Source organism: Rhodohalobacter sp. 614A, assembly GCF_021462415.1.
GTDB lineage: Bacteria > Bacteroidota > Rhodothermia > Balneolales > Balneolaceae > Rhodohalobacter.
In genome coordinates, this window is the sequence record NZ_JAKEDS010000002.1 from 878334 (window position 1) to 897888 (window position 19555).

The 19555-nt window shown below is 40.8% G+C and carries 16 protein-coding genes; 10 read left to right on the forward strand and 6 right to left on the reverse strand.

Translation table 11 applies throughout. The features are described 5' to 3' along the window. Position 1: 1 nt before the first annotated feature. Positions 2-346 carry a cupin domain-containing protein gene (locus L0B18_RS12500; protein ID WP_234572120.1) on the reverse strand — a complete coding sequence of 115 codons (345 nt, stop codon included), beginning with the start codon at positions 344-346 and terminating at the stop codon, positions 2-4. A 31-nt stretch (positions 347-377) separates the two neighbouring features. Continuing rightward, positions 378-1844 carry a capsule assembly Wzi family protein gene (locus tag L0B18_RS12505; protein WP_234572121.1) on the reverse strand — a complete coding sequence of 489 codons (1467 nt, stop codon included), beginning with the start codon at positions 1842-1844 and terminating at the stop codon, positions 378-380. A 144-nt stretch (positions 1845-1988) separates the two neighbouring features. On the opposite strand from L0B18_RS12505, the gene L0B18_RS12510 reads away from it, so the two are divergent. Both L0B18_RS12510 and L0B18_RS12515 read left to right on the forward strand, forming a co-directional pair. Then, positions 1989-2924: a radical SAM protein gene (locus tag L0B18_RS12510; RefSeq protein ID WP_234572122.1), complete on the forward strand. Its 936-nt coding sequence runs from the start codon at positions 1989-1991 to the stop codon at positions 2922-2924. A 14-nt stretch (positions 2925-2938) separates the two neighbouring features. Continuing rightward, complete coding sequence (locus L0B18_RS12515) at positions 2939-4444, forward strand: NAD(P)/FAD-dependent oxidoreductase (protein WP_234572123.1); 1506 nt, start codon at positions 2939-2941, stop codon at positions 4442-4444. Between the two features lie 7 nt (positions 4445-4451). Here the strand turns inward: L0B18_RS12515 and L0B18_RS12520 are convergent, their stop codons facing one another. Both L0B18_RS12520 and L0B18_RS12525 read right to left on the reverse strand, forming a co-directional pair. After that, a complete protein-coding gene (locus L0B18_RS12520) occupies positions 4452-6221 on the reverse strand; it encodes a DUF2207 domain-containing protein (protein ID WP_234572124.1) in 1770 nt (589 codons plus the stop codon). Beyond that, positions 6218-7087: a PfkB family carbohydrate kinase gene (locus tag L0B18_RS12525; protein WP_234572125.1), complete on the reverse strand. Its 870-nt coding sequence runs from the start codon at positions 7085-7087 to the stop codon at positions 6218-6220. Before L0B18_RS12525 ends, L0B18_RS12520 begins: the two co-directional genes overlap by 4 nt. Positions 7088-7222: 135 nt before the next feature. Between L0B18_RS12525 and L0B18_RS12530 the strand changes: the two genes are divergently transcribed. From L0B18_RS12530 to rho, 7 genes are all read left to right on the forward strand, one after another. Further along, a complete protein-coding gene (locus L0B18_RS12530) occupies positions 7223-8224 on the forward strand; it encodes a sugar phosphate isomerase/epimerase family protein (protein ID WP_234572126.1) in 1002 nt (333 codons plus the stop codon). Positions 8225-8323: 99 nt separating this feature from the next. After that, positions 8324-10021 (forward strand): GMC oxidoreductase, encoded by a 1698-nt coding sequence (locus L0B18_RS12535; RefSeq protein ID WP_234572127.1) that lies wholly within the window; start codon positions 8324-8326, stop codon positions 10019-10021. Between the two features lie 2 nt (positions 10022-10023). Further along, positions 10024-10608, forward strand: coding sequence for a gluconate 2-dehydrogenase subunit 3 family protein (locus L0B18_RS12540; protein ID WP_234572128.1), 585 nt, complete (start codon positions 10024-10026; stop codon positions 10606-10608). Positions 10609-10761: 153 nt separating this feature from the next. Next, positions 10762-11295 carry a TlpA family protein disulfide reductase gene (locus L0B18_RS12545; protein WP_234572129.1) on the forward strand — a complete coding sequence of 178 codons (534 nt, stop codon included), beginning with the start codon at positions 10762-10764 and terminating at the stop codon, positions 11293-11295. Beyond that, entirely contained in the window at positions 11288-12160 is an 873-nt protein-coding gene (locus L0B18_RS12550; RefSeq protein WP_234572130.1) for an aminotransferase class IV, read from the forward strand. The genes L0B18_RS12545 and L0B18_RS12550 overlap by 8 nt, the downstream gene beginning before the upstream one ends. Then, a complete protein-coding gene (locus tag L0B18_RS12555; protein WP_234572131.1) occupies positions 12153-13454 on the forward strand; it encodes a bifunctional folylpolyglutamate synthase/dihydrofolate synthase in 1302 nt (433 codons plus the stop codon). Before L0B18_RS12550 ends, L0B18_RS12555 begins: the two co-directional genes overlap by 8 nt. A gap of 78 nt (positions 13455-13532) precedes the next feature. Beyond that, positions 13533-15059 carry a transcription termination factor Rho gene (rho, locus tag L0B18_RS12560; protein WP_234572132.1) on the forward strand — a complete coding sequence of 509 codons (1527 nt, stop codon included), beginning with the start codon at positions 13533-13535 and terminating at the stop codon, positions 15057-15059. A 127-nt stretch (positions 15060-15186) separates the two neighbouring features. On the opposite strand, the gene L0B18_RS12565 is transcribed toward rho, so the two are convergent. Further along, positions 15187-16032: an MBL fold metallo-hydrolase gene (locus L0B18_RS12565; RefSeq protein WP_234572133.1), complete on the reverse strand. Its 846-nt coding sequence runs from the start codon at positions 16030-16032 to the stop codon at positions 15187-15189. Positions 16033-16040: 8 nt separating this feature from the next. Beyond that, a complete protein-coding gene (gene sppA, locus L0B18_RS12570; RefSeq protein WP_234572134.1) occupies positions 16041-17825 on the reverse strand; it encodes a signal peptide peptidase SppA in 1785 nt (594 codons plus the stop codon). 112 nt (positions 17826-17937) lie between these two features. Here sppA and L0B18_RS12575 point away from each other — a divergent pair, with 112 nt between their 5' ends. Continuing rightward, on the forward strand, positions 17938-19545 hold the full coding sequence (locus tag L0B18_RS12575) for a phytoene desaturase family protein (RefSeq protein ID WP_234572135.1): 1608 nt from the start codon (positions 17938-17940) through the stop codon (positions 19543-19545). Positions 19546-19555 lie beyond the last annotated feature (10 nt).

Here is a 19555-nt window from a genome sequence, read left to right on the forward strand (position 1 = left end):
TTTATTTTTCAGTTATGATGCGATCACCGTGACTTGGCGGAACCGAAATAACTAAAAATTCTACTGATTTCTTTGAAGTGTTTTTAACCTGATGTAATACATTTGGCAACACATGAAGACCTTCATTGGTTTTAACTGAGAATACTTTTTCATCCATTTCAATAGTCAGGATGCCATCAAGAACATAGAAAAATTGTTCAGCTTCTTGATGATAATGCTCTGTTTCTTCTGAACCCGGAGGCATTAATTCCTGAATGATGCTAAGCCGATCGTTTTTTACAAAATGCCAGCCATCACAGGAATTTCCCCATTTGTAATGTTCTGAATTACCTTTGTTTATTTTCATCTATCTGCAAAAAATTTTCAAACATGCAGGTCTAATTGGACCAGATGATGCTGGTTAATACTCCAAACTGATCTCCAAAAAGCCGTCCGTTATCCAAGGCAGCTTCTATTCTGAGTGAAATATTCTCATTTGGAATTATCGGTAAAGGAAATTCCGCACCTGCCAGGATGGACCATTGCTCCAGCACTCGTCCGGGAAGAGTATCTACTGTATTTTCGCAACGAATTCCGAACAACTCTTGCTCGCCTAAATTAGGAACCCGGTTATCACAGCGCTTGCCATAATTTCTGCTGTACGTAACTTTTCCAAACAGATCAAATGCCTCAAAATCAGATTCAACACCGATATGATGCGCTACAATCCGGTTGTTGAGAATTCCCAGATTTTCTTCATTCAGTTTAAATAATGGATTGCCAATCATACGGAATTGATAGGCCCATCCGGTTTTATAAATTCCATGATTATAGTAATTCTGATTGCCGCGATAGAGGTCAACACTGGGATCTGCATCAGGATTTAACCTTCTCTCGCCACCCTGATTTTTTGTGTAAAGATATTCATACACAAAGTTGTCAATGGGGAAATTGAAATCTTCATCAAAATCGACAGAAATTCCGGTCAGAATATCATTCATATTCTTGAATTTCAGATCATACTTTGTTTCAATAGGAGCCTGTAGATAAATGTTTATATTCGTTTCCGGAAGTTCAATCAAAGAACCGAATGCCCACGTTCCAAGTTGATTTCCCAAAACATATGCCTGATCCTGTCCCGGAGTGGCTTCATCTCCGCTTTGAGCAAAGAAGATGTCAATAAAATCAGAAAAGCCACTTGGGATATCACCAACACTTGGATCCGGACTATTGCCCCCCCACAAAACATAATGAGCGAGTCCTCCATAAATATTTAAAACATGATCGCCCCCGAATTTAACATACCCGGCTTTTTCGTGAAGAAGTACATCATTTACATATCGTTCACTTCCCAGCCATCCATGGGAAATAAACCCTTGAATATGAATAAAGTTATTTGTGAAAGGTATTGGTGTCCAATCAATTAAGCCAAATTTTAATTTTGGTATTGGAGTGGCGTTCGTGCTGATTCCAAGAGAGCCCATTCCCAAAGGATGATCATAAAGTGGGGAGGGATCAACAAACCTTCCACCGGCTAATTCCAAACCGTATCCCTGAATTTTAACATATCCCTGATTTAGTGAAACTGTGGACTGATCTCCAGGTCTTGCGATCAGACTGGCTCCATACAGAATGTCAATGTCTTCCCATTCATCGAATAAATTGTGGTATTGAAGCCTCGTTAGAAACTGGCTCCCTTCCCTCGAATAGATTCCGTTCCTGTTGGAATCAAACCAAAAAGGAGTGTTGCTTTCAGAACTGATGATACCCGTTGTTTCGATTGAAAATTGAGCCTGGATATCGTTGACAGTGAAAAGGGTAAGAAAAAATAGAACCGCTGTAAGGGTTGATATTATTCGTTTCACAAAAAAACTCATGTTTGAATGGATGAAGTCGTAAATCAAAGATAATAAAAAACTGGTTGTTTACAGATGGATTCGTTTGCCAAAAGCAATCTAAAAATGGTATCATGATGATAGATTAATCTTTCTGAATACGTTTTCTCGATTTTGATTCGTCAGATAACCAATAAAACTGTTGAAAAATATCGTCCCCAAAAGGCGGAAGTTGATCATTCCATCCCTTACCTGTATTTAAATGAAAAGGAAGTTCAGAAGGATGGTACGGTTCAAGATGTAAATACCATTTTTCTGACAAACAGGGAGTGTCCGTTCAAATGTGTAATGTGTGATCTTTGGCGCCATACACTGGATAAGCCCACGCCAAAAGGAGCAATTCCGAGACAAATTGAGTATGCACTGGAAAGGTTGCCAAATGCGGACGTTGTGAAGTTGTATAATAGCGGCAATTTCTTTGATGGGAAAGCTATTCCCAGATACGATTACGAGAAAATTTCCGACTTACTTTCCGGTTATGATCACGTTATCGTTGAGAATCATCCAAGATTAATCGGATCATTCATTCCCAAGTTCAGAGATATGTTAAACAGTTCTTTGGAAATAGCGATGGGACTCGAAACCATTCATCCAAAGGTTCTTCCAAAGCTGAATAAGCAGATTACGAAAGAAGATTTTTTTGAAGCCACTCGTTTTTTAAATCAAGAGGAAATTGACGTACGGGCTTTTATTCTTTTAAATCCGCCTTTTTTAACGGATCCCAAAGAAAATATTGAATGGTGCTTAAAATCCGTTGAATTTGCATTTGATTCCGGTTGTACTGCCTGCTCTATTATTCCTGTTCGGGACGGAAACGGAATTATGGAGGAGTTAAAAAAATCCGGAGATTATATTCCTCCAACACTTACAGCCCTTGAAACGGTGTTCGAGCGATCTTTGCAAATGAATAACGGCAGGGTTTTCTGTGATGTTTGGGATCTCGAAAAATTTTCGGATTGTGATGTTTGTTTTGAACCCCGAAAAAAACGGTTAGAAAAGATGAATCTGTCACAGAACGTTTTGCCGGGAATCAATTGTGACTGTAATTGAAGTTACTGTTATAGATGAAAAAGTTTGATTTTATGGTAGTTGGATCAGGATTTTCCGGTTCAATTACAGCAATGGCCTTAAAGAATTCCGGGTACTCGGTGTGCCTGGTTGAAAAGGAAAAACATCCTCGGTTTGCTATTGGCGAATCTTCTACTCCGATTGCAGATATGATTTTGAGAGATCTGGCTGATCAGTATAATCTTCCAATTTTGAAGAAGCTGTCCAGGTACGGAGAATGGCAGAAGAATTATCCTGAAATTGTCTGCGGTTTGAAAAGGGGATTCAGTTATTATCAGCATAAAAATAGAGAGAAGTTTCATTCAGATGAAAATCATAGCAGGGAGTTACTTGTTGCTGCCAGCAAAAACGATCAAAATTCAGATACAAACTGGCTTCGAAGTGATGTGGATCACTTTTTGGTAAAGAACGCAGTTGAGACAGGAGTGACTTATTTTGATCAGACCGAAATTGATAAGCTCTCCAGAAATGCGAATGATAAAAAATGGTCGGTTTTCCTGGATTCATCCGGGGCGTTGGAAGAAATTGAATGCAATTGGTTGATTGATGCCACAGGCGGACCCAATTTTTCAGCCAAATTCTTTAAAACTGAAAGCACTTCAACGGGTTTTGAGACTAATTCTTCCGCCATTTATTCTCATTTCAAACATGTTCCTCACTGGCTAAAACACCTCCATAATCACGGGTTTAAAACTTCTGACTATCCATATAACCCGGATTATTCAGCCCTTCACCACTTGATTGAAGAAGGGTGGATTTGGATGCTTCGGTTTAATAATGATTTGTTGAGTGCCGGGATTCTGTTGGATCATAATCACAATGAATTGAATGCAGATATTGAGCCTGAGAAGCAGTGGAATACAATAATTGGAAAATATCCGTCCCTTAAAACTCTTTTTAAAGATGCTGAAATCGCTGAAATACCGAACCGTTATTTCGGAACACCACGGTTACAACGAAGATTGGATAAATTGTTCGGCAACGGCTGGGTGGTTTTGCCACATACAGCGGGTTTTGTAGATCCACTTCACAGTACAGGAATTGCATTTACGCTGAGTGGAGTTGAGAAAATTTTAAAACTTTTCACTTCAAATTTGTCCGAAAAAGACCAAATAAAGTGCTTGGGAAATTATCAAGATAAAGTCTTTAATGAATTGTTCTTCATTGATTTATTGGTTTCTATTTCTTATAAAACAAGAAACCATTTTGACCTATTTTCTGCCTCCACAATGCTCTATTTTATTGCTTCTATTCGATATGAACAAAGTCGATTGAGAGGTGAAATTCCAGACACATTTTTGTGTGCAGGCGAGCCTGAAATCAGAGAATTGATTCAACAATCGTTCAATGAAATCAAATCATCGAATATGGATGCTATCTCAGATGGAGAGATTCAAAATCTTATTCAACGAATTCGCAAGCGAATTGAACCCTACAATTCAGTTGGGCTTATGAACCCGGATCTGAAAAATATGTACAAACACACGGCTGTCGAGCTTTAAGAGGTTTTTATCCCGCTCCACCTGAAGCCCCTCCGCCAGCCGCACCTGCCGAAGCCCCAACACCTCCGCCGGCACTGGAAAACGTTGAAGTACTGGTTGAGGCTAAAGTTGAAACCGTTGCCGCAACAGATGAAGGAGTATGAGACGAACCTTGCATCAAAATAATCCAGGTAAAAATGACCACATCATTGTCATCAGCAGATTTGACAACTGTTTCGATGTGATGTTGTGAGAGACTTAAAGCCATGGCGTAAATAAAATGGCGATCAAGCATTTCCATTCGTATTGTACGTTTATCTGCATTCTTGAGTCCATCGCGATAGGCTTTCCATCGTTTGTACATTTCCTGGCCCTCCTTGGTTCTCCTTTGAATTCCAAAAGAGCCAACCATAAATAAAGCCGAAACAAACATTCCAATCAGTGCAAACTCATTTTCAGAAAGAATGAGCAGCGCTACAGAAGAAATGATCAAAATGGCCTGTGCTACGATATTTAGTAATACTCCTTTTTTACTTCCTTTATCAATCCAGTTTTTCTCATCGTAGACAGCCTTTACCTCCTTTTTCCATTCAGGAAACCACTTTGACATCTTGAATTCTCCCTCCTTAAAGAGTTCATCAAATTTGTCATATCCATTTTCAATCTGGTTGTTCAGGTGATCTACAATCATCTTCTCCCAAGTTGGAAGAGAATCTTCGGGCTGAGGCTCAACCTTTCTTACTCTGAACTCGGTCGATTCTGATGAAAAAAATCCGTCTTTCTCTATTTTTTCTTCTTCAATAGTAAACCAGCCTCGGCGGGCGAGATCAAAAATGGTTGCCACTAAATGCTGGCCGCTGGTAATATTATTTCCCATCAATTTGCCAATGATGGCGGGCGGAGTGGAATCAGGTATGAGGATGGTTTCCCGGTCAGAGATGGTTCTCGTTGGAAAACGCGTCCCATATTTTTTATAGAGTAGAATAAAAACAGCGATACTGAGAGCACAAATTAGAATAGTAATTTCAAGTGTAATCGAGTCAAAATATGCTTGTCTTTCAGCCTGCTGTTCTTTTTTCTGAACATAAGCAGCTTCATCATTTTGAATCCATTCTAACGATAAATTCGGATCCGTAACTGTGACTGAATTCATGTCGAAAATGGAAGTGGGAAAGGCCGTACGAACCTGTAATGATTGATGTCTTGTTAGATCTTCAGCGGTAATAGTTAGTACGCCGGGTGTTTTATTGATTTTCGTTTTCTCTGCATCTGTACGCAGCCAGACATAGAGCGAATCAGTTGAAACGGCATGTGGAAACTGAATATTGATATCAAGATTCTCCGTTGATTTTTCCCGTCCTGAAGCAATGTAGTTCCAGAAGAATTCCGTCCAGTCTGGCCCAACCGACACTGCATCTGCCAGGTCGTAGGAGAGAGTGAATGTTCGATTGTCATCAAGAGCCTGGTAAAACCATTTGATAACAACGTCATTCCCATCCTCCGAAACGCTGAATGTTCCGGGTTGTTCATTATTCGTGTTGATGAAGCTCGAATCACCTTCGAAAACCTGGATATTCCGGATTTCAGAAAAACCGTTTTTGGGTAATCGATAATCTGCCCAACTAAATGAACCCATAAATTGATAGGTTCTGTGTTCGTCAATATGAACAATTCCATTTTGTTGTATGGCTACATCTACCTGGATATCAGGAATCTCATAAGATTTATCCTGGGGAAAACCATTTTCAAACAGCAATAAGAGAAGGAAGATGAGGAATACTATTTTTTTAAGAATCATTGAATTTGTTCAAGAATTGAGTTTGAAATTTCGGGCATTCCACCTTTCTGCGATGCAACAAAAGCAGCATACTGATTGGAAAGAGCAAGGATTTTTGGGGCTGGAGTGTCCTTCAATTTCAGATATGTAAAACAGGCAAGAAACGCATCGCCCACACCCACAAAATCCCCGTTTTCAGTAACAGGGAGGGCATCTTCATGAAAAAACCCCTCTGAAATAAACATTGAACTACCGTTTTTTCCTTCGGTCAACAAAACCGTTTTGGTTGGATTATTCTCAACTATTTCTTTCGCGAATTTTTTTGAGCCGTACCAGTCAGCCAGTGTTTTATATTCATGTTCGTTAATCTTTATAATATCCGATTTTTTGATCAAGTTGAGAATCAGTTCTTTATCTATGAATGGAGGACGAAGATTGAGGTCAAAAACTTTAAGGCACGTATCCGGAACTGCTGCAAGCACTTTTTGAATGGTATTTCGTGAAACGTTATTTCGCTGCGATAAAGAAGCGAAACAGATAGCATCCAGCGAATCAATTTCCATTTTTAGCGAATCTGTGAGGGAGATATAATCCCATGCCGATGGTTTTTGGATTGTATATGTAGGTTCACCTTCTGCAAATGCAACAGTCACTATTCCGGTTGGATGAACCCTGTCTTGTTGAATGTACCTGATGTCAATTTCTTTATTCTTGAGAAAACGAAGTAATTCAGAGCCTTTATTATCATCACCAACCCGGCTTAAAAGAAGTGAATCTGCTCCCAGACAATGAAGATGATAAGCGACATTTGCGGGTGAGCCTCCAGGCTTTTTATAATCGGGAAAAATGTCCCACAAAACTTCTCCAATACTTAATGTTTTATACATAATTTTTTTGTTATGATAAAAATACAACACCTCATATATGATAGAATATGAGTGTTTTTTGAAAAAAAGTTAAATCTACTTTGAGAGTTTAATCTTTGTTGTATTTTTGTGTGATCAATTAACTAAATGAATGCTATGGATAGAAAAACATTTCTAAAAAGTTTGGGAGTTGCAACAGTCGGTGGTGCGGCATTATCCGGTTTGCCATTGACATTAACAGGGTGCACAACAGAAGGAGCTAATAACGAGCTTTTTTTTGATATTTCTCTTGCTCAATGGTCGCTCAACCGAAGTTATTATGGCCCTTCCAGAGAACTTGGCTGGGATGAATTTGGCCGCTTGCTTCGTGAAAACCCCGCTGAGCTCTACCAGGGAGATATTGATCCTCTGAATTTTGCCCAACATGCCCGCCAAAGGTATGATATTGGCGCTATTGAATATGTAAACCAGTTTTATTTTGATAAGGCAGAAGACGAACAGTATCTCAATGAACTCAAAAATATTGCGGATAATGAAGGTGTAAAAAGTGTTCTGATTATGTGTGATGCCGAAGGAAATCTGGGTGATCCTGATGACGCAGCGCGTCAGCAGGCGGTTGAGAATCACTATAAATGGGTAAATATGGCCAGTTTTTTGGGATGCCATTCCATCCGGGTAAATGCCGCCAGCCAGGGAACATATGATGAACAAATGCAGCGCGCCGCTGATGGTTTGCGCAATCTTTCTGAATATGCCGAAAGTGAGAATATTGGCGTAATTGTTGAGAACCATGGAGGCCTTTCAAGTAATGCCCAATGGCTGGTGGGTACGATTCAAATGGTGGATCATCCTAACTGCGGAACTTTGCCCGACTTTGGAAACTTCAACATTTCCCAAACCGAATCTTATGATCCTTACCAGGGAACAGAAGAGTTGATGCCTTATGCCAAAGGTGTAAGTGCAAAAACACACAATTTCGATGCAGAAGGCAACGAAGCGGATAAAGATTACCTGCGCTTAATGCGAATTGTGAAAGATGCCGGATACACAGGCCATGTTGGGATTGAGTATGAAGGCAATGAACTTTCCGAAGACGAAGGAATTAAGGCTACCAAGGCTTTGCTGGAAAAAGTCGGCAGAGAACTTAATCAGGTATAAAAAAATTATTTTTTTAATCTAAAAAATAAAATCTCCTTCAAACCCTTGTAGGTTTGTCTATTAATCTTAGGCTATTTTTTAACCCCGAAGTACTATTTCATGTTATTGAATCTCAAAGCTAAAAAGCAAAATAGCTATGATGCTATTGTTGTGGGAACAGGTATCAGTGGTGGCTGGGCTGCAAAAGAACTCACAGAAAAAGGTTTAAACACTCTTGTACTTGAACGAGGCAGGGATGTAAGACATATCGAGGACTATCCCACTGCACACAAAGATCCCTGGGAATTACCCAATGCCGATAATATTTCTGCAGAAGAAGCAAAGCATTATAAAAAGCAGATGCGCACCGGATATACTGTTCGTGAATCCACGAAACACTGGTGGGTGAAGGATACTGACCAACCTTATGTAGAAGAAAAGAGGTTTGATTGGATGCGGGGTTATCACGTAGGCGGACGATCGATTATGTGGGGGCGGCAAAGTTACCGTTTATCACAAATGGATTTTGAAGCAAATCTGCGAGATGGCATCGCTGTGGATTGGCCCATTCGATATGAAGATGTCGAAAAATGGTACGATTATGTTGAAGAATTTGCCGGTATCAGCGGCCAGACTGAGGGACTCCCTCAACTTCCGGATGGTAAATTTCTGCCTCCTATGGAGCTGAATTGTGTGGAAAAAGTTCTCAAAGAATCAATAATGGACAATTTTGGACGGGTTCTTACGATTGGCCGTGTTGCGAATCTTACGGCCCATCATAACAATCGTGGTCCGTGTATGTTCCGGGATCGTTGTATTCGCGGATGTCCTTATGGGGGCTATTTCAGCAGTAATGCATCTACATTGCCGGCTGCTCAAGCCACAGGAAATATGACTCTCCGCCCGCATTCTATTGTGAATTCTGTGATTTATGACGAAGAATCAGGAAAGGCAACTGGAGTTCGGGTGATTGATGCAGAAACACTTGAGGAACTTGAGTTCTATGCAAACATTGTATTTCTCAATGCTTCGAGCATGAACACAACCATGATTATGCTCAATTCCAAATCAAATCGGTTTCCAAACGGTTTGGGAAATGATTCTGGTGAATTGGGATGCAATGTCATGGATCATCATTTGGGCGTAGGGGCCAGTGGCGATATTGAAGGGTTCGAAGACCGCTACTATTGGGGAAGGCGCCCGAACGGATTTTATATTCCGAGATACAGAAATTTGAATGGGAACAACCGGGATTATATTCGTGGTTTCGGATACCAGGGCGGTGGAAGCCGCGAAGCATGGCAGCGTGGCGTTCGTGAATTGGCAATTGGTCTTGAGCTTAAAGATCTCCTGAAAGAGCCCGGAACGTGGACACTCGGTATGGGAGGTTTTGGTGAAATGCTGCCAAATCATAACAACAGGGTTTCCCTTAGTGAAGATAAAGTTGACAAATGGGGGCAACCTCAACTTGTTTTTGATGTAGAGTTCGGAGAAAATGAGTATAATATGCGCGAAGATATGAAAAGCGATGCCGCTGAAATGCTTGAAGCTGCCGGAGTGAAAAATATCGAAACACATGACGATCCCGGCGGACCCGGCCTCGGAATTCACGAAATGGGAACAGCCCGGATGGGACGTGATCCCCAGACTTCCGTTCTCAATAAATGGAATCAGGTTCATTCTGTGAAAAATGTTTTTGTAACCGACGGTGCCTGTATGACCTCAGCAGGCTGTCAAAATCCCTCTTTAACATATATGGCTTTAACTGCCCGCGCAGCAAATTTTGCTGTAGAAGAACTCAAAAAAGGAAATTTGTAATCATGGACAACACCAATAAAATTGACAGAAAAGAAGCAATCAAACGAACCGCAATGATTATCGGTGGTGCAGTTTTTGCTCCCAATATTTTAGGCATTTTGAAAGGTTGTACAGCTCAGCCGGGCGTAGACTGGAATCCGGTTCTGTTCTCCAATGATCAGGCAAGATTAGTCACTTCTCTGGCAGATGTCATTATTCCAGCCGATGAATATCCTTCTGCAAGCGAAGCCGGCGTTCCCGCTTTTATTGAATCCATGATAAATGAGGTTTACACAGAAGAACAGCGAAATGAATTTCTTGAAGGATTAGATAGCTTTGCTGAAAATTCTCGCATCACGCTGGAAACGGATTTTTTTGACTCATCGGATGAAAGACGTTACGAAGTTGTCTACAACGAAAATCAAAGTGCTTTAGAAATTGACAGGAATGAAAGTGCGTCATTCTTTCTTCGATTCAAGGAATTGACCATACTTGGCTATTTCACTTCTGAAATTGGTGCTTCTGAAGTCCTGCGTTATGAAGCCATTCCGGGAATGTATGATGGCTGTATGCCATTTGAAGAGATTGGAAAAACCTGGGCTGTTTAATGGTAAGTTCTTTGATGAAGTTTGATTTCAGTCTGTAGTAAAGAGGTATCATATCCGAAATATTCGAGAGTGCAAACGAATGAGAAAGGCCTTATTTTGTTTGCACTGCCATTCTATAGAATGATCTCAATCGATTGTTGATGTAATCTCTACATGAGGATAGACCCAAAATATTTTAATCGCTTCATCGCTATCTGTGCACTGATAACGGCCGTCGTTATCATATATAGTACTATTCGTTATTCACAGCGCCAGGTAACCGGTTTTGAAAGTAACGTTTCTGAAATTCTACCCGATACGCTCTCATTTCGCTCATTTTCTGCTCAGGATAGTTTACATCTGAACACGATTGAAAACCGTCCGGTAATCATTCATTTTTGGTCCACATGGTCTGACAAGTCCATAGAAGTGGGTGAGTTTCTGAATAGTTATTCAAATGATCACAATTCCCTGGTTGTGATTGCAGCCGCCGTTAGAGATGGAGATGAACTTGTGAAAGAATATATCGCTCAACATCCAAAGCCTTTCCATTTTGTTGAAGGAACCGATGTTTATCAATCTCTGCTTGCTCCGGGAATGCCAACCCAGATTTTCATCAACAGAAAGAAAGAGATTTTTGATATTCATGTTGGGAATGATACGATGGAAATCGAAAAAAAATTAAATCTTCTCTTGTCTGGTGAGTAATTCCATGAATGATATCATTCTTAATGGAGAACTTATTTCTGAAGCGGAAGCAACAATTCCGGCCGTAACTTCCGGGCTTTATTATGGTGCTGGAGCATTTGAAACTTTTCTAAGCGAAAATGGAGAAATCTTCAAGTACAATGAGCATATAAAAAGACTCAATGCCGCTCTCAAATACCTGGGTTTGTCCAAAAATATGTTAATCGACGCTGATTCGGTTTTAGGCCAGATCAAAAAACTTTTACAAAAGAATAACTTGTTGGATGAAAAAGCCAGAATTCGAATTCAGGTTTCCTTATCCGAGAAACCGGGATATTCAGGGAAGGATGAAGCATCGGTTCTTACCATTATTTCTGCTTCTGGATGTAAAAAACCTGTCTCCCCACAGCATTTAGTTTTATCGGATACGAGTGTTGTTCCGTCTTCAGCAAGGCCCACACAGTTCAAATTGAGCAATATGCTGCACTACAGACAGGCATTCAGGGAAGCTGAAAAAAAAGAAGCAGATGATGCAATTCTGCTCACGATTGGAGGATTTGTAGCCGAAACGTCCATTGCCAATATCTTTTGGTTGAAAGATGGGGATGTTTACACTCCATCAAAAGAATGCGATATTCTGCCCGGAATTATGCGAAAATCAATTGTATATATTCTTCGCGAAGAGTTGGGATACGAAGTTAATGAGGGGAAATATAGCATGGATGAGCTTTTGATAGCAGATGCCGTTTGGCTTACCAATAGTGCGATTGATTTTGTGCCGGTGAGCAAAATTGAAGGAATATCATTCGATATTACGAACGGACTTTTTTCTGATTTGAGTAAGCAATTATCGGACTATAAAAAGGAGAACATGATTCATGTCTGACTCCCTCGAAAAAATCAAAAGGGTAGAGGAGTACCTGGATTCCATTCCGAAATTTAGTAAAGCGGGAAAATCTGCAGCCAATTTTAATCTGGCAAGGATGAATGAGTTTTGCAAGCGGATGGGCAACCCTCAAAATGACTTCAAATCCATTCACATTGGTGGAACGAATGGGAAAGGAACCGTCTGCAGAATGACCGCCTCCGTCTATCAACAGGCTGGTTATAAAGTTGGACTATATACATCACCTCATTTGTTGAATGTTCGGGAAAGGTTCCAGGTGAATGCCCAACAAATTAAAAGCGATCTTCTGTTAGATTTTTTTGATGAATATGGTCCTTTCATTCAGGAATCAAACTTTACATACTTTGAAATTACAACGGCCATTGCTTTCTGGTTCTTTTCAAAAAAAGAAGTGGATATTGCCATTCTGGAAGTGGGCTTAGGTGGCCGTCTTGACGCTACCAATGTTGTCAATCCGGAAGTTAGTGCAATTACATCGATTGGGCTTGATCATACAGATATTCTGGGCGATACCATTGAAGCCATCGCATTTGAAAAGGCCGGCATCATCAAAAAAGAGCGACCGGTTGTTATTGGAAATTTGCCGGATGAAGCGGAAGCGGTTGTGCGTTCTGTAGCAGAGTCGCATCATTCAAACATTTTGAAAGGAGCTGACCTTCAGGCTGTTTCTGAGAATCAAAAAATTCACCTTCGGGGAATCCATCCAATGGTTACGATAGATGCAAAAAATTGGAAGAAAATTGATGCTCAGAATGTTGCAATTGTCTATAAAATTGTTGAGACTTTAACTTCAGTTTTTCCAATAAAAATGGATACCTTTGCTGAAGGCATTGAACGTGTTCACACGCGGTTTTTGAATCATGCCGTTTTTGAAGAATTATCTACAGAAAAAAAATGGTATTTTGACGGCGCTCATAACGAACAGTCTGTTAAAACGTTGATTAATCACTTATTGGAGTTGGCACCTGCAAATCGATGGTCGGTGGTATTAAGTTTCATGGGGGATAAGCTAAATGCAAAAATTGCAGAGCTATGGAACAATTTCCCCAATATTTACCTCTATGAAATGGAAGGGCAACGCTCCGCTACCATTGAGACAATGAAAAGTTATTTTCCATCAGCAAGAGTGATTCAAAACCATAATTTTTTGCACTCAGATCATTTTAAATCAGAATTAGTAATTTTTAGCGGAAGTTTTTACTTTTACAATATAGTCAGCAATTGGATGGGTGCCATAGCTTCTGCTGATCAAAAAAATCCTTCCGCACTTTAAGTTAATACCCTCGGCGTACTACTAATACCAAGTTGTTCGCTTTTCTCATGAATCAAATATTAGAACTAAACTTTCATTATGTCGGAGAATCAAACCGATAAAGATTTTCAAATTGACCTGGAAACTCTGCATCAAAAAAATGTTAAAGACCTGAAGGCTATTGCGAAAGCTCTTGGGCTGAAGGGGGTTTCCACTCTAAAAAAACAAGGCATTATCGATCGTATTCGTGATAATGTTGGCCAAAATCATTCCAATTCTGACAGTAAAAATAACGAGCCGCAAAGCTCCAGTTATGGTCAGGAGTCGCATATTCAGACGTACGACGACAAGCCAAAACGAAGTAAAAAATCTTCCTCTTCCGGGTCTAACAAAAGGCAGCCAAACCGAAATAATTACAAGAAAAACAAGAAGCATGTAAGCAATGTGCTTCCTGAGTCGGATGCTGACACCTTAGATGAGCGACTTGAAGATATCGGGCCACGGTTAGGCAAGTTTCTTTTAAATGAAGGAACTCTTGAAATTCTTCCAGATGGTTACGGATTTCTCCGATCTGTGAACTATAATTATAAAGCCAGTCCGGATGATATTTATGTTTCTCCTTCACAAATCAAACGGTTTCGGTTAAAGCAGGGAGATTGTGTGATTGGAATTATCCGGCCTCCAAAAGTTGGCGAGCGTTATTTTGCACTGTTACGCGTTGAAGGTGTAAACGGAAAAATTCCTCGGGATATGGATAATCGCGAAGATTTCGAGGATTTGCTACCCATTTACCCCGATTCCCGATTCAAACTTGAAAATCACTTTTCCGAGTACACTACCCGAATTATGGATTTGTTCACTCCAATCGGGAAAGGGCAGAGGGGACTGATTGTTGCCCAGCCAAAAACGGGAAAGACAACTATTCTCAGAAATATTGCCAACGCGGTTAATAAAAATCATCCCGAGACAAAGATTATCATTCTGCTCGTTGATGAGCGTCCGGAAGAAGTGACCGAAATGCAGCGTACGGTGAAAGACGCAGAAGTTGTAGCGTCCACATTTGATGAGAAGCCAGAAAATCACGTGGGTCTTTCCGAAATTGTATTTGAAAAGGCCAAGAGACTTGTTGAAAGTGGACATGATGTGTTATTACTGATGGACTCCATTACACGCCTTGCACGTGCTTACAACGTGGCTACGGGCAGTTCAGGTCGAACCATGACGGGCGGTGTGGATTCTGAAGCTCTTAAAGCTCCGCGACAACTGTTCAGCTCGGCACGAAATATTGAAAATGGCGGAAGTCTAACCATCATCGCCACAGCTCTCGTTGATACCGGTTCACGAATGGATGATGTGATTTTTGAAGAGTTCAAGGGAACCGGTAACATGGAATTGGTACTTGACCGGCGTCTTTCGGAACGACGAATTTTCCCTTCTATTGATGTTTTCAAAAGTGGAACACGCCGCGAGGAGCTTATTGTCGGTGAAGAGGAGAGAGAAAAAGTTGTATTGCTTCGACGTTACCTGAACAATCACAACGCTTTTGAAGCCATGGAATTTCTGCTCGATAAGATGAAAGGAACAAAATCGAACGAAGAGTTTCTCATCTCTATGAATAAGCAGTAGGAAGTATCAATTCCATTCCAATCAGACAAATAAGGCATCCTGATCTCAACTCAGAATCTAAAGTTCAAGTATATATTTTGCTAATGAGATTCTGAGTCAGGTTCAGATTGCTCTTTTCATATCCTTATCAGGGATTGAGTAAAATATATTTCTTGTGCTGATCTCTTGATAATTGACCTGATTTTCTAAAAAGTGAATGGTAGAAAAACATGACAGCATTCTCTTTCAAGGCCTGCCTGAGCAAAAGCGTTTTAGCCTTTTTTGATTGAATAGCATCCGTATCCACCTGCTTCATCGAATAGTGATTCAGATGATATTCTGTGGGAACCAGATCTCCCATAAAATAAGCGACTTCCTCATTGCTTTTCATTTTAACAACCAAATGTCCGGGAGTGTGTCCGCCTGTCTTAATCGTAAGAATTCCTTCAATTGGAGAAAAAATCTCTTCTTCTATAAAATGAAGTCTTTTTTCGGCTACAAGTTTATAGATTTCGTCCAGTTTATAGCCGGCTCCCGGGAGTTTATTTTCCTGATCAATCTGGGAGAGAGCATATTCCCATTCCTCCCGATGCACAAAATATCGTGCATTTGGAAAAGTTGGCAGCGTTGATAAATCATCTGATACATAGGATATTCCGGCAGCATGATCGAAATGAAGATGGGTTAAAATAACGATATCGATATCTTCCGGAGTGAGCTCAAAAATATCGAGATTGGTAACGATATTGGATGTATTTCTATAGCTGCTTCCTGCATCCAATCCCCATCCCAGGCCGGGATCTACAATAATGTTTTTCTCTTTTGTTTGAATCAGAAGAGGATCAATTCCTATCGCTGAGGTAAATTTGCCGATATTTGGATCATCTTTGAGGTTGTCCAGCCGCGAAGGCTCCATTTTTTGAAAGGTTCCATCTTCAAATAGTTCAAAGAAACCTTCGCTCAGCTGTTCAACGGTAAATTCTCCAATCTGCATATATGGCTTTAAGAATCGATTTTATATGGAAGGATTGTCCAATGCTGAACTCCTTTTTGCTGGAGGATATTATTTACATCATTAACATCAGACTGAATATCTGAAGGAACCCAACCCAACATCCAGGATTTCATCTGGGCATTGGCTCCTCCAAAGAAAGCTTCAAAAAGATCTTGTTTTTTGGGATAAGTCTCGATGTTATACTCCTTAATTCCACCCATTTCTGCGGCAATTCTGAGGGCATCGTCAATATCTCCGATGGCATCCACAAGCCCTACTTCCAGAGCATTCTGACCTGTATAAACACGTCCCTGGGCAACTTCATGAACCTGATCCACAGTCATCCCTCTGTTTTCAGCTACAACACTTAAAAAAGTCTGATAGCTTTGGTCAATATTAGCCTCAAAGATATCCTGTTCTTGTTCACTCAATGGATCAGTAAAATCAAAAAGATCGGCATACTCATGTGTTTTCAATGTTTCGTAATGAATGCCGAGATGTTCTTCCATCAATTCTTCGACGTTGAAAATCATGTTGGCAACACCGATTGATCCGGTAATTGTATTAGGACCTGCTAATACTGTATCTGCGCCCATAGCCATGTAATATCCGCCTGAGGCAGCAACGGTTCCCATCGAAGCAACGACCGGTTTCTTTGCTGCCGCTTCTTTTACGTAGTGCCAGAGAATGTCTGAAGTGGTAGCAGCGCCACCCGGACTATCGATGTGAATAACAATTGACTTGATGTCATCATCTTCCAAAGCGTCATCAAGTTGTTCTTTGAAATCTCCGGCAGTAATTCCGGTATTGGTCGCAAAGGGGGATTCCGCAATCTCCGGTAAAATCATTCCGGAAGCATAAATGACGGCGATTTTATCGGATGAGTCAATAACGTCGATACCCACACTGCTGTCTGAAACCCGGTTGTATCGGCTGTAAGTGACGGTTTTTAAATCTTCATCAACTTCAACGCCTATTCGTTGTTTAATGATATTAGCGACTTCATCAGTGTATGCAAGCGAATCTATCAATCCATTTTCAACTGCAAACTGAAGCCGGTTAATCGGAGGTGTATTTATCATTGCGTTAATTTCGATTGGAGTTTTTCCGGTTCGCTCACTCACCGCATCCACAAATGTTGCAGAGTAAGAAGCAAGAATTTCATTGATCTGTTCCCGGTACTCTGGAGAGCTGGAGTCTCTCAAATATGGTTCCACCACAGACTTATACCGGCCCGCCCGAAGCATTTCCGGTTCAACACCAATCTTATCAAGTAATTCTCTGTAGAACGTAAGCTGGGCTGCAAATCCACTAAACTGGAACATGGTTTCCGGCGGCGAGAAAATACTGTCTGCAGCTGTAGCTAAATAGTACGCTTTTTCATTCATTCCAATATCGTCTGTACTGAAATAGATGAATTTGCCGCTCTCTTTAAAATCTTTCAAATCTTGCATAACGGTTTCAAGATTAGCCCAGGAAGCAACCACGTTATTCGCCTCAATCCAAATTCCGGGAATATTATCATCAGATGCCGCTTTTTTCAGGTTTTGCTTGAGACCGGTCACAGATACCTGGTTCATCATGGCAGGATTGAGCAACTCTTGTACGGGATCGTATGGAACCCGCATTGGAATATCTCCAGACAAGTTTATCTTTAAAACCGTATTTGAACGGATATAGGGTTCAGGCTGAGATGAACTGCTGGCAAGAAAAGCAAAAAATATCAGAACAAGAATAGTCACCCCGATGAGCGTGCCCAAAACTGAGGCAAGAAACGTTTTAAAAAATTGCATAGTTAAATCTCTGTAACATTTTATTTGAGACCGAATGAGCGGCCGTTTAGAATTATTTGCAGAACTTACTAAAAAGTAATATTCATTCCACGAACTTTTAACAATACGAAGAATGCAAAAGTTTGATGCACTTATCATTGGATCAGGCCATAACGGTCTTATTACAGCTTGTTATCTGGCAAAGGCAGGATATAAAGTTGGAATTTTGGAGCGGCGGGATACTATCGGTGGTGCCGTGTGTACGGAAACGATGTTCAAATCACCTGAGAATCCCAACGGTTTTCGAATGGATATTGGTTCTTCGGTTCATATTATGATTCATCAAACCGGAATTATTGAAGAATTAGGTTTGGCCAACTACGGACTTGAGTACATTGAGATGGATCCGTTTATGAGCTACCCGGTTCCTGATGGAAAAGGTGTGATCCATTTTTTCAAGGATCTGGACCGAACCCTTAATTCCATTTCAAAAGTGGCTCCTGAAGATGTATCAAATTATAAAGATTTTATTGATTTCTGGGGACGAATCAACCGCCATGTTTTGAAGGCGTTTATGAATCCACCGACCGGCAAAAATATTGTAACGGAGATGATCAAGGGCCAAATTAAGAACGGAGCCATGTTCAAAAAAGGAGAGCAGATGGACGGCCTTCAAAAAATTCTTGGGAGCTATGGCAAAGTGGTTGAGGATTCATTTGAAAGCCCCTATATGAAAGCTGCGTTGACGTGGTTTGCCGCACAGTCCGGGCCGCTTCCGGATCAGTCTGCCACAGGTGATTTTGCAGGATGGCAGGCCATGCTTCATGAAAGCGGGGCCAAACACCCGAGAGGCGGAAGCGGGATGTTAACACAGGCGATGGCGGCTTTCATTAAAGATCATGGGGGAGAAATTTTCACAGATCACGCCGTTAAAAAAATTGACATCAAAAATGGAAAGGCTGTTGGAGTCATTACTAAAGATGATGAGTACTTTTCCGGTAACCTGATTGTATCGAATGCTCATGTTCAGACCACAATACTGAAAATGGTTGGGCGTGAAAATCTGGACCGTTCATTGTTTAAAAAAGTAGAAAATATCAGCGTTGGAAATGGATTTGGAATGGTAATTCGTTGTGCGGTTGAGGAGTTGCCGGAATATACCGCGGCTCCGAATGATCCTCATATCCACAACGGTATGCAACTTTTGGCGCCTTCTACGGACTATATGAACAGGGCAATTGGTGATTACATAAAGAAACGTCCGCCCGAAAATCCGGCTGTTCTGGCAATGACGTTCTCAAAGATAGATCCCGACGTGGCAAAGGATGGAAAGCATACGTTGTTTGGCTGGGCGCAATGGCATCCGTATGAATTATCCGATGGCAAGCACTGGGATGACATTCGGGAACGGGAAGCCGAAAAAATTTACTCGGTAGTAGAAAAATATGCTCCAAATATGAAAGGAAAGCTGATTGATTGGTATATTCAGTCTCCTTTAGATATTGAAAGAAAACACGGATTACTTCGCGGCAATGTGATGCATGTTGAGATGAATTTTGACCAAATGTTTATGTTTCGGCCCATTCCTGAAATGAGCCGGTATGAAACACCGATTGAGAATTTATATCTGTCCAGTGCGTCTTGCCATCCGGGTGGTGGAGTGTTTGGCGCTGCCGGGTATAATGCCGCACAAGTAATTCTGAGTAAACGCAAAAAAAGATTTTTCGGAGTATCCACTTGAAGATTCACTT

What these genes read in the sequence shown, in the direction of transcription:
- L0B18_RS12535 (WP_234572127.1), top strand. Translation starts at nt 8,324, where the DNA reads ATGTTATTGAATCTCAAAGCTAAAAAGCAAAATAGCTATGATGCTATT.
- sppA (WP_234572134.1), bottom strand. Translation starts at nt 17,825, where the DNA reads ATGCAATTTTTTAAAACGTTTCTTGCCTCAGTTTTGGGCACGCTCATC.
- L0B18_RS12515 (WP_234572123.1), top strand. Translation starts at nt 2,939, where the DNA reads ATGAAAAAGTTTGATTTTATGGTAGTTGGATCAGGATTTTCCGGTTCA.
- L0B18_RS12540 (WP_234572128.1), top strand. Translation starts at nt 10,024, where the DNA reads ATGGACAACACCAATAAAATTGACAGAAAAGAAGCAATCAAACGAACC.
- rho (WP_234572132.1), top strand. Translation starts at nt 13,533, where the DNA reads ATGTCGGAGAATCAAACCGATAAAGATTTTCAAATTGACCTGGAAACT.
- L0B18_RS12555 (WP_234572131.1), top strand. Translation starts at nt 12,153, where the DNA reads ATGTCTGACTCCCTCGAAAAAATCAAAAGGGTAGAGGAGTACCTGGAT.
- L0B18_RS12500 (WP_234572120.1), bottom strand. Translation starts at nt 346, where the DNA reads ATGAAAATAAACAAAGGTAATTCAGAACATTACAAATGGGGAAATTCC.
- L0B18_RS12575 (WP_234572135.1), top strand. Translation starts at nt 17,938, where the DNA reads ATGCAAAAGTTTGATGCACTTATCATTGGATCAGGCCATAACGGTCTT.
- L0B18_RS12530 (WP_234572126.1), top strand. Translation starts at nt 7,223, where the DNA reads ATGGATAGAAAAACATTTCTAAAAAGTTTGGGAGTTGCAACAGTCGGT.
- L0B18_RS12565 (WP_234572133.1), bottom strand. Translation starts at nt 16,032, where the DNA reads ATGCAGATTGGAGAATTTACCGTTGAACAGCTGAGCGAAGGTTTCTTT.
- L0B18_RS12525 (WP_234572125.1), bottom strand. Translation starts at nt 7,087, where the DNA reads ATGTATAAAACATTAAGTATTGGAGAAGTTTTGTGGGACATTTTTCCC.
- L0B18_RS12520 (WP_234572124.1), bottom strand. Translation starts at nt 6,221, where the DNA reads ATGATTCTTAAAAAAATAGTATTCCTCATCTTCCTTCTCTTATTGCTG.
- L0B18_RS12545 (WP_234572129.1), top strand. Translation starts at nt 10,762, where the DNA reads ATGAGGATAGACCCAAAATATTTTAATCGCTTCATCGCTATCTGTGCA.